Here is a 13,762-nt window from a genome sequence, read left to right on the forward strand (position 1 = left end):
CTGGACGCCGGTCGGCGCGGTCACGCTCAATCCGGAGCGCGACGCAGTCGTGCGCGAGCAGGTGAATGCTGAAGATATAGCGCAGTTGGTTGCATGAATCAGGCGACAACTATCTTGACTTGTTCCGCATAAACCCTATTCGTTATAAATCTCAATCGAAGATCTCATGGACATAGAGAGCATAGCTTTAGAGTTAAAGAGATTGTCAGAGGCAGTAAGTCTTGGACAGTTTGATGAAGCTATGAATGGCGTCGATATTTTGTATCAACAAGTCAATGAAGGCGCTGAAAAAGATGCTCTATATTTCACAATAATATCTAATATTGCCAGTATATTTATTGATATTGGACACATGAAGCCATGTTTTGGCTCAGCTAAAAAAGGCTTGGATATTCTCAATGAACATAAGAATGAGGTCATCGAACAGCTAGGAGAAGATGCTTACTATTACAATTTGAGTAATGCAAAATCAAATTTAATTAGTGAGAAGAACCCATTTAACCATACCTTTTCTTCAATCGAACAACTTGTAGAGATAAAAACAGACCTTTGGAAAGCTATTAAGTCATTCAAGGATATTAATGCTGGAAAAATTGAGCCTACCTATATAGTTAATTTAGGGAACTCCTTAAAGCAGCAGTTTCGAATAGCAGAGGCTATGGAATGCTACGATCTAGTAAATACATTGAACCTCGATATCCCGCAGTCATGGATCAATAGGTCTGCAACTCTTATTATGCTGAACCAAGTTTCAAACACATTTTCAATACAAATGCTGGAACAGATTAAAAGTGGGTATGAAAATGTACTTTTATCGAAGCAGATTCCTCCCGCATGGATAGATCACTATAAAGAGCAGGTCGCTTTTCATAAAAATAAGATTAGCGAGGTATGCAGAGATGCGGGTATTGAACCTGACTTGCATGATTCAGAGAAAACTAAAGACGAGTATGACAGACTAAGTAGTTACAGAAAATTTTGTTTAGACAATAACTTGAGTTTGTCTGAACATGGTTTGTACTGCCAATGCGTGGGAAGCTCCAGAGATAACTTAACTATACCCACTACAGGAGGGGTAGTTGGTGATTTTGTTGTTCCTATGGAAATGGTTCTTAACCGATTGAAGTCAGAGTTTTCGTTCTCACGACGTTTGTATTTTGAATATCTTACAACAGAGAATGATTATGAGTTGCTCCACGATTCATGTTTTTCTGAGCTTTTTAATGATGAGCTGCTAGGTATAGATGTCGAAAAGCTTAGAACTGCTTTTCGAGCATGCTTTGGTATATTGGATAAAATAGGTATAGCTATTTGCGAACTACTTGACCTTTATCCGCCTAATGCAAAGGTATATTTCCAAAGCTTTTGGCAGCTGGATCGTGACAATAGGAGGGAGCTTTTTAATCGTAATAAAAGCCCAGGGCTCCTAGCTTTGTATAGTATCGCTACAGATTTGAATGAAAAGAAAGATGGCGAGTGGTCATTTTTAAAAAAGCTGAGAAATGACTTAGAGCACGAGTTTGTGGTTATTCATAAAAGCGATACCCCAAGCGATATCTATGAGTCTTACGAATTTATGGACAACATAGTATTTATTAAAGAAGATGAATTCATAGCGCATCTAAGGCGAATATTGCAATTAACTCGATCTGCAATATTTTCGTTTGTCTTCACAGTTCGGGATAAAGCACTAAAAGAAAAGAGAGATGGAGTTCTTTATTTTCCTAACAGTATCCATCGAAAAGATTATATATTTGAAGACAAAGATTTATAACAATCGCATGTTGCCGGACTGGTTTTCCGCTGCGCTTCAAACCAGCCGCAAATGCGGGCGTTAAAAGCCTAGAGGAAGTTATGTCAGAGATTGCTAAAACACCTGAACCTCCATACTACGCGGTGATCTTCAGCAGTCATCGCACGGAAGGTGACAATGGGTACTCTGAAATGGCTGAACGAATGGTGGCATTGGCATCAGAGCAACCCGGATTTCTGGGTATTGAGTCTGCTAGGGAGCGCGTAGGTATTACCGTGTCGTACTGGGCAAGCCTTGAAGCAATCACCAACTGGAAGAAAAATGCTGAGCATCGAGAGGCCCAGCGACTTGGCCATCAGCACTGGTATTCCGGTTTTCGGGTTCGGGTGGCCAAGGTTGAGCGTGAGTACGGCATTTAACCAGTCTGTCAACCGGACCGCTTTTGCGCTGACGCTTCAAAGTGTCCGGTTACCTCGGCGTTGAGTGACAGCTTCCCTCAAAGTTGAACGGCAGCAACGGGTCGGAAGTTCTACTTCGCAGGTAGGAGAAGCTGTCGTTCGCCGTCGCCTGACGGTCGAACGGCAGGTGACCGGCACATTGCGGCCTGACTTCACCCGTCAAGCCACCGGCAGCACAGGCCGAATCCCCCACATTCGACCTCCCGAGCACCAACATGAAGAAAGCTCCCTCGGGAGCTTTCTTCATGGCTTCTGTCACTCGACAAAATCAAACATCAATATTCTGCGCATACAGCGCGTTGCCCTCGATGAAGGCCCGGCGTGGTTCGACGTTGTCGCCCATCAGCGTGGTGAAGATCTCGTCGGCGGCGATGGCGTCGTCGATCTGTACGCGTAGCAGGCGGCGGACGGCGGGGTCCATGGTGGTTTCCCAGAGCTGGTCGGGGTTCATTTCGCCCAGGCCTTTGTAGCGCTGCTTGGTGATGCCGCGTTCGACTTCGTTCAGCAGCCAGGTGATGGCGTCGGCGAAGCGGGTGACGAGCTGGCGCTTTTCGCCGCGGCGGATCTCGGCGCCGGGGCCGATCAGGCCGGCGATGGATTCGCTGGCGGTGCGGATGGTGCGGTAGTCGCCGGACACCAGGAAGTCGTGCTCGACCCAGCCGAACTTGCGGTTGCCATGGTGCAGGCGCTCGATGGTGAGGCGCCAGCCTTCGGCTTCTTCGTGGTATTCGGCGTAGAGCTTGAGGCCTTCGGGCAGGTGGGGCTGGATGCGGTCGGCCGAGGCGCGGGCTTCGTCTTCGTTGTCGAGGCTGATGGCGATGTCGTGGGCGAGCATGGCCTGCAGCACTTCGGGGTCGATGTAGCTGGCCAGGCGGCGGATGACGGCTTCGGCCAGCAGGTAGCTGCGGGCAAGGCCGCCGAGGGCTTCGTCTGCGATGGGGGCGGCGCCTTCGCGCGGGGTGAGCACCGCGCCGTCGAGGGCGAGCTTGAGCAGGTGGCCGTTGAGCTCGTGGTCGTCCTTGATGTAGAGCTCGGTCTTGCCGTGCTTGATCTTGTACAGCGGCGGCTGGGCGATGTAGATGTGGCCGCGCTCGACCAGTTCGGGCATCTGGCGGTAGAAGAAGGTGAGCAGCAGGGTGCGGATGTGGGCGCCGTCGACGTCGGCGTCGGTCATCAGGATGATGCGGTGGTAGCGCAGTTTTTCGGGCTTGTAGTCGTCCTTGCCGATGCTGGTGCCGAGCGCGGTGATCAGGGTGGCGATCTCCTGGCTTTGCAGCAGTTTGTCGAAGCGGGCTTTCTCGACGTTGAGGATCTTGCCCTTGAGCGGCAGGATGGCCTGGAACTTGCGATCGCGGCCTTGCTTGGCCGAGCCGCCTGCGGAGTCACCCTCGACCAGGTAGAGTTCGCACAGCGCGGGGTCCTTTTCCTGGCAGTCGGCCAGTTTGCCGGGCAGGCCGACGCCGTCGAGGATGCCTTTGCGGCGCGTCATTTCGCGTGCCTTGCGGGCGGCGTCGCGGGCGCGGGCGGCTTCGACGATCTTGTTGCAGATGGTCTTGGCGTCGATGGGGTTTTCCAGCAGGAAGTCGCCGAGCTTGTTGGCGACGACTTCTTCCACCGCGGGGCGGGCTTCGGAGGAGACCAGCTTCATCTTGGTCTGGCTGGCGAACTTGGGGTCGGGCATCTTGACCGACAGCACGCAGGCCAGGCCTTCGCGCATGTCGTCGCCGGTGATGTCGACCTTGGCCTTCTTGGCGATCTCGTTTTCTTCGATGTACTTGTTGATGACCCGGGTCATCGCCGCGCGCAGGCCGGTGAGGTGGGTGCCGCCGTCGGCCTGCGGGATGTTGTTGGTGTAGCACAGCACCTGTTCGGCGTAGCTGTCGTTCCACTGCATGGCGACTTCGACGGCCAGTTCGGCATCGTGACCGGCGCCGGTGGGGATGCGGGTGGTGCCGGCCGCATAGAACACCGTGGGGTGCAGTACGGTCTTGGTGCGGTTGATGTATTCGACGAAGCCCTTGACCCCGCCGGCGAAGGCGAAGTCTTCTTCCTTGCCGGTGCGCTGGTCGAGCAGGCGGATCTTGACGCCGTTGTTCAGGAAGGACAGCTCGCGCAGGCGCTTGGCGAGGATGTCGTAGTGGTATTCGACGGTACCGAAGATTTCTTCGTCGGCGAGGTAGTGCACCTCGGTGCCGCGCTTGCTGGATTCGCCGATGATCTTGAGCGGGCTGGTTTCGATGCCGTCCACGACTTCGATGACGCGGTCTTGCGGGATGCCGCGGTTGAATTCCATGAAGTGCTTCTTGCCGTCGCGGCGCACGACCAGGCGCAGCCACTTGGACAGCGCATTGACGCAGGATACGCCGACGCCGTGCAGGCCACCGGAAACCTTGTAGCTGTTCTGGTTGAACTTGCCGCCGGCGTGCAGCACGCACATGACGATTTCGGCTGCGCTGCGCTTGGGTTCGTGCTTGTCGTCCATCTTGACGCCAACCGGGATGCCGCGACCGTTGTCGGCGACCGAGATGGAGTTGTCGGCGTGGATGGTGATGACGATGTCGTCGCAATGGCCGGCCAGGGCTTCGTCGATGGAGTTATCCACGACTTCGAACACCATGTGATGCAGGCCGGTGCCGTCGGAAGTGTCGCCGATGTACATGCCGGGACGCTTGCGCACGGCTTCCAGGCCTTCGAGCTGCTGGATGCTGGATTCGTCGTAGGCGTTTTCGGCGGCGGGTTGGACGGGCTGGTTTTGCGGTTCGGACATGGTCATCTCGGTGATTCAAAGAACACGGTTCTCGGCCCTGGAAGGACGAGGTTCTGGCGAGGATTGCTCGCCGGGTTGCGCTTAGGTGCTGCGCTGCCGGCACACCCGGGTGGGGTGGGCGGTGGCGTTTGCCTGACCGGGCGGCGGGGCGGGCTGGTTGGGGCTGCGCCTGTGGGGGCAGCGGTATTCAAGCGCGCCGGCCGATCCGGTCAGGTGTGGGGATCAGATCCGCATCGGCATCACGACATATTTGAAGTGTTCGTTGCCGGGCAGGGTGATCAGGGCGCTCGAGTTGCCGTCGTTGAAACGCCATTCGATGGTTTCGGACGACAGGTTGTTGAGCACGTCGAGCAGGTAGGTGACGTTGAAACCGATGTCGAGCTTGGCGCCGTGGTAGTCGATTTCGAGTTCTTCCTGGGCTTCTTCCTGTTCGGAGTTGGAGCTGACGATGCGCAGGGCGCCGTCGTCCAGCACCATGCGCACACCGCGGAATTTTTCGTTGGTGAGGATGGCGGCGCGTTGCAGCGCAGAGAGCAGGGCCTGGCGTGGCAGTGCGACCAGACCGGGGTGGTTTTGCGGGATGACGCGCTGGTAGTCGGGGAACTTGCCGTCGATCAGCTTGGTGACCAGCTCGATGGCGCCGAAGCGGAATACCGCCTGGTTGCCGGCGAGGATGACTTCCAGCGGATCGTCGCTGTCGGCAAGCTGGCGCGAGAGTTCGAGCACGGTCTTGCGCGGCAGGATGGTTTCGCAGCGCTGGTTGACCGGGGCGTCGAGCGTGTTGGCAGCGTAGGCCAGGCGGTGACCGTCGGTGGCGACCATGCGCAGTTCGGTGTCTTCGGCGATCAGCAGCAGGCCGTTGAGGTAGTAGCGGATGTCCTGCTGCGCCATGGAGTAGGCGACCTGGGCCAGCTGGCGCTTGAAGGTGCGCTGCGGCACCTGGAAGCGGGTGGCGTCGCCGTCGGGCAGGTTCATGCGCGGGTAGTCGGCGGCGGGCAGGGTCTGCAGCTGGAAGCGGCTGCGGCCGGCCTTGACGGTGAGGCGCTTGTCGTCGAGCGTCAGGTTGATGTCGGTGTCGGGCAGGGCGCGCAGGATGTCCTGCAGTTTCTTGGCGGCGACCGTGATCGAGATGTCTTCGCCGCCGTTGTGGCCTGCGGTGGTGGTGCGGATCTGGATCTCGATGTCGGTGGCGAGCAGGGTCAGGCGGTCGCCCTGCTTCTCGATCAGCACGTTCGACAGGATCGGCAGGGTGTGGCGTTTCTCGACGATGCCGGCCACCGACTGCAGCGGGGCGAGAAGCGCGTCACGGGGAGCGTTGAGCAGGAGCATGGCGTCAGTCTGGTAAGAAGGTTGATCGGGAGGTGGGATGAGGCTCAGCCGCGCAGGACCTGGGTGAGCACGTGGACATCATGGTTGAGCTGGTGATCACCAAGGCGCAGCTCGGTAATGGTGCGGCAGGCATGCAGTACGGTGGTGTGGTCGCGGCCGCCGAAGGCCTCGCCGATGGCGGGAAGCGACATCGGGGTGAGTTCCTTGGCCAGCCACATCGCCACCTGGCGCGGCCGGGCGATGACCCGGGTGCGCTTCTTGGAGTGCATGTCGGCGACCTTGATCTTGTAGTAGTCGGCCACCGTCTTCTGGATGTGCTCGATGGACAGCTGGCGGTTGTGCGCGTTGAGCAGATCCTTGAGCGCGTCCTTGGCCACTTCGAGCGAGATGCTGCGACCGTGGAAGCGGGCGTAGGCGACGACCTTGTTGAGTGCGCCTTCGAGTTCGCGCACGTTCGAGCGCAGGTTCTTGGCGATCAGGAAGGCGACGTCGTCGTCTACCGACACACGCAGGGCTTCGGCCTTTTTCTGCAGGATGGCGACGCGCATCTCGAGCTCGGGCGGCTCGATCTGCACCGTCAGGCCCCAGTCGAAGCGCGAGATGAGGCGGTCTTCCAGGCCCTGGATGTCCTTGGGGTAGGTGTCGCAGGTGATGACGATCTGCTTCTTGGCCTCGGTGAGGGCGTTGAAGGCGTGGAAGAATTCTTCTTGCGTCCGGTTCTTGTTGTTGAAGAACTGGATGTCGTCGATGATCAGCATGTCAAGCGAGCGGTAATAGCGCTTGAACGCATCGAAGCTTTTCTGCTGATAGGCGCGCACGACGTCGGCGTAGTAGTCCTCGACGTGTACATAGCGCACCACGGCCCGCGGATTGTGGCGGAACACCGCATTGCCGATGGCGTGCACCAGGTGGGTCTTGCCCAGGCCCACGCCGCCGTATACGAACAGCGGGTTGTACGAGGTGCCGGGGTTCTGCGCCACCTGCATGGCGGCGGCGCGGGCCAGGTCGTTGGCGCGGCCGGTGACCAGGGTGTCGAAGGTGAAGTCGGCATTGAGCCGGGTCTTGTCGTAGGCCAGTTCGGCGCCGGACAGGACTTCGGGTTCGGGGCTGCGGACGATGGCGGGGGTAGCGGGGCGCGCCTCGCGTTGCGGGGCGGCCGGTGCCTGGGCATGGGCATGGGCCGCAGCTTCTGCGGCGGGGGCGTCACTGTTGCCGGTGTTGGCAGGGGTGACCGGGGTCGCCGGAGCAATCGGGGTACGTGCGGCGCCAGCGGCCGGCAATTGCAGTTCGAGCTGCACTGGCACGCCGTGGAATTCCTCGCCCAGCTCGCCGATGCGGCGCATGTAGCGCTCGCGCACCCACTGCATGACGAAACGGTTGGGCGCAGTCAGGGTGAGCGAGGGCTGGCCGTCGTCGACCTTGCAAACCGCCTGTAGCGTCTTGATCCAGGTGTTGAACTGTTGCTGCGGCAACTCCTGCTCGAGGTGTGCCAGGCAGAAAGGCCAGAAGTCCTGATTCACGGAGGGGGTGGTTTGAGTGAGTGGCACGATTCTCGAAAGCATGCCCGCCGCGACGCAGCGGCCAGCAGACGGGGGATACGGGAATGCCGCGCCAGCACGCGCGGACGCGAGTCGGGCGGGGCGATCAAAGGCGAGATTCTACCCCTCGGCGGCGGACTTATCCACAGGCGGATGCATTCGCAAGAAAGAAATGCCGGTGTTGGCATGTTTCTGCGAGGGTGTCAATTTGTCTTGACAAACAGGTGATTATCCAATTTAATCTCGCGTTTGACCTTACCTCTGGCAGCCGATCATGAAACGCACTTACCAACCCTCCGTCGTTCGTCGCAAGCGCACCCACGGCTTTCTGGTCCGCATGAAGACCCGTGGCGGTCGTGCGGTCATCCGTGCCCGTCGCGCCAAGGGTCGTCATCGCCTCGCTGTCTGAGGTGACTGACCCCACGGGTGCCGACCAGCGCTTTCTCGGTACCCACCGACTGCACAAAACGGATGAATTTTCATCCGTTTTTGCTTTCAGGCGTGCCCTGCGTGGTCGCTTCTACATGCTGCATTACCGTCCGAACGGGCTCGATACCGCCCGGCTGGGCGTAGTCGTGGCCAAGAAGCTGGCCAAGCGGGCAAACGTGCGCAACCTCGTCAAGCGCATTGCGCGTGAGACCTTCCGTCGCCAGCGCATTTCGATCCCGCCCTGCGACCTGATCCTGCGCCTGCACGCACCGGTTGCCAAGGCGACGCGTGCCGAACTGAATCTGGACGTGCAGCAACTGCTGTCCAGGTTGCCGCGGCCATGACCGGGGCGGTTCGGGTGACCGCTTTTTCTGTCTGGGGGACAGATTTACCGTCCCGCAGCATTTGTTCACTCATCAGGGCGGGTATCATTCCGTTCCCTGACTAACGACAGCACGACCACGAACCCGATGGATCAACGTCGCCTCATTCTTCTCCTGGTTTTCTCCCTGTCCCTGGTCATGCTGTGGGACGGATGGATCAAGCACAATCAGCCCGCTGTTCCCGCACCCGTGGCTGGTGCCGCGGCGCCAGCAGCAGCCGGCAGTTCGGTGCCGACGCCCAGCGCTGGGCTGACGCCGGGCGCAACGGCCCTGCCGAGCGCCGAGGCCGCCAAGGCGGCGCCGAAGATGCGTGTCGTGACCGACATGCTGCGCGCCGATATTTCGGCCGAGGGCGGCAGCATCGTCCGCCTCGAACTCGCGCAGCACAAGGATACCAACGACCGCGAACGCAATTTCGTGCTGCTGGACGATGGCATGCGCCACCTGTATTCGGCCGAGTCGGGTCTGATTGGTGATGGCTTGCCCAACCACCGCACGGTGTATGCGCTGCCGGCCGACGAAGTTGCGCTCAAGGACGGCGAAGACACCCTGGTGCTGCGCCTCGAGGCGCCCGAGCAGAACGGCGTCAAGGTCACCAAGCTGATGACCTTCCGTCGTGGCAGCTATCTGGTGGATGTCAGCTACGAAATCAACAACGGCGGTGCCGAGCCGCTGTCAGCCCATGCGTATTTCCAGCTGACGCGCGACGGCAAGCCGGCCGAGCAGGTCGAGGCCTTTGGCGTGACCACCTTTACCGGTCCGGCGTTCTTTACCGATGCGGCCAAGTTCCAGAAGGTGCAGTTCGAAGAAATCGCCGAAGGCAAGGCCAAGTTTGCCAAGACCGCAAGCGACGGCTGGGTGGCGATGGTGCAGCATTACTTTGTCAGCGCGTGGCTGCCGGCCGCTGGCATCGAGCGTGAGTATTTTGCCCGCAAGGTGGGGGGTGACCTGTATTCCGCAGGGGTGATCCTGCCGGTGGCCGCCATTGCACCGGGGGCCAGTGGCAGTGCGGCGTCCCGCCTGTATGTGGGTCCACAGGAGCAGGACAAGCTCGAAGGCATCGCCCCCGGGCTGGACCTGGTGGTCGATTACGGTTTCCTGACCGTGATTGCCGCGCCGCTGTTCTGGGTGCTGTCGTGGTTCCATAGCCTGACGGGTAACTGGGGCTGGGCGATCATTCTGGTGACGGTGGCGATCAAGCTCGCGTTCTTCCCGCTGTCTGCCGCCAGCTACAAGTCGATGGCCAAGATGCGGGTGCTGGGTCCGCGCATGCAGCGCCTGAAGGAGTTGTACGGCAACGACAAGGCCAAGATGCAGCAGGAGATGATGAATCTCTACCGCACCGAAAAGATCAATCCGTTGGGTGGTTGCCTGCCCATTCTGGTACAGATCCCGGTGTTCATTGCGCTGTACTGGGTGCTGCTGGGTAGTGTGGAGATGCGCCAGGCGCCGTGGTTGGGCTGGATTCAGGATCTGTCGGCCAAGGATCCCTATTTCATCCTGCCGATCATCATGGGCGTGTCCATGCTGGTGCAGATGAAGCTGAACCCGACGCCGCCGGATCCGCTGCAGGCCAAGATCATGATGGCGATGCCTATCGTGTTTACCTTCATGTTCCTGTGGTTCCCGTCCGGCCTGGTGCTGTACTGGGTGGTGAACAACCTGCTGTCGATCGCGCAGCAGTGGCAGATCACGCGGATGATCGAGAGTGCCAAGCCCGGCAGCAAGACCGACTGACACCATCGCCGCCATTGCAACGGCGCCGGGCCGCGGAGGCATCGGCGTCGTTCGCGTTTCTGGCCCGGCGCTGGGCGAGTTCGCCCGCGCCTTGAGCGGTCGTGCCCCTCGCCCTCGGCTTGCTTCCTTTGCGCGTTTTCTTGATGCGCGGGGTGAGGCAATCGACGAGGGCTTGTTGCTTTACTTTGCGGCGCCCGCTTCGTTTACTGGCGAGGACGTGATCGAACTGCAGGGCCACGGTGGCCCGGTGGTGATGCAGATGTTGCTGGCGCGGTGTCTGGAACTGGGGGCACGGCTGGCCGAGCCCGGCGAATTTACCCGGAGGGCGTTTCTCAACGGCAAGCTCGATCTGGCTCAGGCTGAAGGGGTGGCCGATCTGATCGAGGCGTCGACGGTGGCGGCTGCGCGGTCGGCGGTACGCTCGCTGTCCGGGCGCTTTTCCGAAGAGATCCACCGCATCCGCGATGGCCTGATCGACCTGCGCATGCTGGTTGAGGCGACGCTGGATTTTCCCGAAGAAGAAATCGACTTTCTCGAGCAGGCCCGGGCCTTGCCGCGGCTCGATGCACTGCGTCGCAAGCTCGAGGGGGTGCTCGATCGCGCCCGCCAGGGGGCCCTGCTGCGCAGTGGCTTGAACGTGGTGCTGGCGGGGGCGCCCAATGTCGGCAAGTCCAGTCTGCTCAATCAACTGGCGGGTGAAGACCGGGCAATTGTCACCGACATCGCGGGGACGACGCGCGATGCCTTGCGCGAGACGATACAGATCGAAGGCATTCCGCTACATATCATCGATACCGCAGGTTTGCGTGAGACCAGCGATGCGGTCGAGCGTATCGGGATCGAGCGTACCCGGCAGGAGTTGCAGCGTGCCGATGTGGTGCTGAAGCTGGTGGATGCGTCGCGTGCGGGAGAGCAGGCAGGGGGTGCGGATGTCGATCTTGACCTGCCGGCCGGGGTGGAGTGCATTACCGTGCTCAACAAGATCGATCTGTGCGGACTTCAACCAGCACGTATCGAGGGTGAGGCAGGTCTGGCGCTGAGGTTGTCTGCCCGGCAGGGCGAGGGCGTCGATCTGTTGCGTGCCGAGTTGTTGCGTGTGGCGGGGTGGCATGCACATGGCGAGGATGTGATCCTGGCCCGGGAGCGGCACCTTGCAGCGCTGCGCGCGGCACTGACGCATGTGCATGAGGCGGCCGAAGTGCTGCCGGCGCTTGAGCTGTTTGCCGAGGAATTGCGCCTGGCGGGTGAGGCCCTGGGCGAGATTACCGGCGAGTTCACTGCGGATGATCTGTTGGGTGTCATCTTTTCGAGATTCTGCATCGGCAAGTGATGACCCTATGGCGGTGAGTGATGCGGGTTGCAGTGGCGGCTTTGGCCTGAGCCGGCAGGGGGGGTAAGGTGAGCGAATCCTTGGACATGCCGTTCCAGTGGCCGCTGCGGAATATCGACGAGGCCCGGCGGATGATTATTGCCGTGCAGGATTGGGCCGCGGCGGCCGGGCTTGACCTGCGTCAGCCGCCCGAAATACCGGATAGTTGCTGCGGTCGCGGCTGCAATGGTTGTGTGTGGGAAGGCTATTTTGCGGCGCTGCGTTACTGGCGCGATCAGGCTGCCGATCGGCTGGGTGTGAATACCGGTTTGTCGCATTGAAAAGGTGGAGTCATGGCTTGGGATCCGGATCGGTATCTGGCATTTGGTGATTTGCGCTCAAGGCCTGCACTGGATCTGCTGGCGCGGATTCCGCTGAGTGCGCCGTCGAGAGTCGTGGATCTTGGTTGCGGGCCGGGTACGGTAACCACCTTGCTTCGACAGCGATGGCCGGAGGCTCGGCTGACCGGCGTCGATCGTTCCGCCGAGATGCTGGCGCGCGCTGCCGCGCTGGATGGCGGGGTGGAGTGGGTCGAGGCCGATCTATCGAGCTGGCAGGGTGAGCCCTCGTTTGATCTGATTTTTTCCAATGCGGCATTGCACTGGCTCGATGGTCATGCGGAACTCTTCCCTCGCTTGCAGTCCATGCTCGCACCGGGCGGGGTGCTGGCGGTACAGATGCCGGCGAACTTCGATGCGGATTCTCATCGGCTGATTCGTGAACTGGCTGCGTCCAGCAGATGGCGTGATCGCGTTGCCAATGCACGCATGGGGTCGGTGCTGACGGTCGAGGCCTATCATGATCTGCTGGCCGGGGGTTTCCAGTCGGTCGAGATCTGGGAGACGCGCTATCTGCAGGTGCTGAGGGGCGAGGACGCTGTGCTGCAGTGGTTGTCGGGGACAACGTTGCTGCCCTATCTCGATTGTCTGTCTGACGACGAACGGGACGTTTTCATCGGGCAGTTGCGGCCCTTGTTGAGGCAGGCTTACCCGATGCGGGGCGACGGGCGTGTGCTGTTTCCGTTCAAGCGCGTGTTCATGGTCGCTGTAGGGGCGCATGCCCATGTTTCACGTGAAACACGATGATCGATCTCGAATGGATGTTTGTGGTCTTGGGGCTCGCTGCCTTTTGTGCCGGCTTTGTTGATGCGGTTGTCGGTGGGGGAGGGCTGATACAGATCCCCGCACTTTTTGCGGCATTTCCGAGCACGGCGCCGGCGGTGCTGTTTGGTACCAACAAGGTCGCGAGCATCATTGGTACAGCCAGTGCGGCCATCCAGTACAGCCGTAGGGTGTCGATTCCCTGGCGCGTGGCATTGCCGGGCGCCATCGCTGCGCTGATAGGGGCATGGTATGGGGCGAAGGCGGTGGCTTACCTGCCGCCCACGGTTCTGCGTCCGGTCATTCTGGTATTGCTGATCCTGGTGGCCCTCTATACCTTCCTGCGCAAGGATCTGGGGTCGGTGTCGCGTGAAGGTGTGCACGGTGCGCGCTCGGCGCTGATTGCGGTGGTGATTGGTGGTGTGATCGGTTTCTACGACGGATTTTTTGGTCCGGGTACCGGCAGCTTTCTGATCTTTCTGTTCATCCGTTTGCTCGGTATGGATTTCTTGCGGGCATCGGTCACCGCCAAGGTGGTGAATGTCTCGACAAATTTTGCTGCCATCGCCTACTTTGCCAACAACGTCGAAATCTTGTGGAAACTTGCACTGATCATGGCCGTCTGTAACCTCACTGGTGCTGTGGTGGGTTCGCGCACGGCTTTACGTCACGGTACCGGGTTTGTCAGGGTCATGTTCCTCGCGGTTGTGTCGGTACTGATTGCCAAACTGGCATACGACACGGTCTGGGGGTGAGTGTTGTTTGTTTCACGTGAAACCGCTTGTTGTCGCCGCGTGGGCAGCAGGCAAACAATGAAGAGAAAGTCTTGAGAGAAAACAAGTCGCCCCGAAGACCACTGCCTCGTCAGTCCGATCGCCAACCGACAAGGCAGGCGTCGT

The 13,762-nt window shown here is 59.5% G+C and carries 12 protein-coding genes; 9 read left to right on the forward strand and 3 right to left on the reverse strand.

Annotated features, from left to right (window positions below; all coding sequences use genetic code 11):
* Positions 1 to 166 precede the first annotated feature (166 nt).
* Together DNK49_RS21685 and DNK49_RS21690 are read left to right on the forward strand one after the other, a co-directional pair.
* Complete coding sequence (locus DNK49_RS21685; protein WP_110529870.1) at positions 167 to 1,774, forward strand: LA2681 family HEPN domain-containing protein; 1,608 nt, start codon at positions 167 to 169, stop codon at positions 1,772 to 1,774.
* An 80-nt stretch (positions 1,775 to 1,854) separates the two neighbouring features.
* Positions 1,855 to 2,172, forward strand: a complete 318-nt coding sequence (locus DNK49_RS21690) for an antibiotic biosynthesis monooxygenase family protein (RefSeq protein WP_110529873.1) — start codon at positions 1,855 to 1,857, stop codon at positions 2,170 to 2,172.
* 307 nt (positions 2,173 to 2,479) lie between these two features.
* Here the strand turns inward: DNK49_RS21690 and gyrB are convergent, their stop codons facing one another.
* From gyrB to dnaA, 3 genes are all read right to left on the reverse strand, one after another.
* Positions 2,480 to 4,978: a DNA topoisomerase (ATP-hydrolyzing) subunit B gene (gyrB, locus tag DNK49_RS21695; RefSeq protein ID WP_110529928.1), complete on the reverse strand. Its 2,499-nt coding sequence runs from the start codon at positions 4,976 to 4,978 to the stop codon at positions 2,480 to 2,482.
* Positions 4,979 to 5,200: 222 nt separating this feature from the next.
* On the reverse strand, positions 5,201 to 6,307 hold the full coding sequence (dnaN, locus tag DNK49_RS21700) for a DNA polymerase III subunit beta (RefSeq protein ID WP_110529876.1): 1,107 nt from the start codon (positions 6,305 to 6,307) through the stop codon (positions 5,201 to 5,203).
* Between the two features lie 44 nt (positions 6,308 to 6,351).
* Entirely contained in the window at positions 6,352 to 7,827 is a 1,476-nt protein-coding gene (gene dnaA, locus DNK49_RS21705) for a chromosomal replication initiator protein DnaA (RefSeq protein WP_207807080.1), read from the reverse strand.
* A gap of 292 nt (positions 7,828 to 8,119) precedes the next feature.
* On the opposite strand from dnaA, the gene rpmH reads away from it, so the two are divergent.
* The 7 genes from rpmH to DNK49_RS21740 all read left to right on the forward strand — a co-directional run bounded on the left by rpmH (position 8,120) and on the right by DNK49_RS21740 (position 13,618).
* Positions 8,120 to 8,254, forward strand: a complete 135-nt coding sequence (gene rpmH / locus DNK49_RS21710) for a 50S ribosomal protein L34 (RefSeq protein ID WP_002926183.1) — start codon at positions 8,120 to 8,122, stop codon at positions 8,252 to 8,254.
* Position 8,255: 1 nt separating this feature from the next.
* A complete protein-coding gene (gene rnpA / locus DNK49_RS21715; RefSeq protein WP_207807078.1) occupies positions 8,256 to 8,618 on the forward strand; it encodes a ribonuclease P protein component in 363 nt (120 codons plus the stop codon).
* Positions 8,619 to 8,744: 126 nt separating this feature from the next.
* Positions 8,745 to 10,394: a membrane protein insertase YidC gene (gene yidC / locus DNK49_RS21720; protein WP_110529881.1), complete on the forward strand. Its 1,650-nt coding sequence runs from the start codon at positions 8,745 to 8,747 to the stop codon at positions 10,392 to 10,394.
* Positions 10,366 to 11,724 carry a tRNA uridine-5-carboxymethylaminomethyl(34) synthesis GTPase MnmE gene (mnmE, locus tag DNK49_RS21725; RefSeq protein ID WP_110529883.1) on the forward strand — a complete coding sequence of 453 codons (1,359 nt, stop codon included), beginning with the start codon at positions 10,366 to 10,368 and terminating at the stop codon, positions 11,722 to 11,724. Before yidC ends, mnmE begins: the two co-directional genes overlap by 29 nt.
* 86 nt (positions 11,725 to 11,810) lie before the next feature.
* On the forward strand, positions 11,811 to 12,044 hold the full coding sequence (locus DNK49_RS21730) for an oxidoreductase-like domain-containing protein (protein WP_110529886.1): 234 nt from the start codon (positions 11,811 to 11,813) through the stop codon (positions 12,042 to 12,044).
* Between the two features lie 12 nt (positions 12,045 to 12,056).
* On the forward strand, positions 12,057 to 12,848 hold the full coding sequence (locus tag DNK49_RS21735; protein ID WP_110529888.1) for a methyltransferase domain-containing protein: 792 nt from the start codon (positions 12,057 to 12,059) through the stop codon (positions 12,846 to 12,848).
* Complete coding sequence (locus DNK49_RS21740) at positions 12,845 to 13,618, forward strand: sulfite exporter TauE/SafE family protein (protein ID WP_211164149.1); 774 nt, start codon at positions 12,845 to 12,847, stop codon at positions 13,616 to 13,618. Before DNK49_RS21735 ends, DNK49_RS21740 begins: the two co-directional genes overlap by 4 nt.
* Positions 13,619 to 13,762: the final 144 nt, after the last annotated feature.

The organism is Parazoarcus communis SWub3 = DSM 12120 (assembly GCF_003226565.1).
In the GTDB taxonomy this organism is placed as follows: domain Bacteria; phylum Pseudomonadota; class Gammaproteobacteria; order Burkholderiales; family Rhodocyclaceae; genus Parazoarcus; species Parazoarcus communis.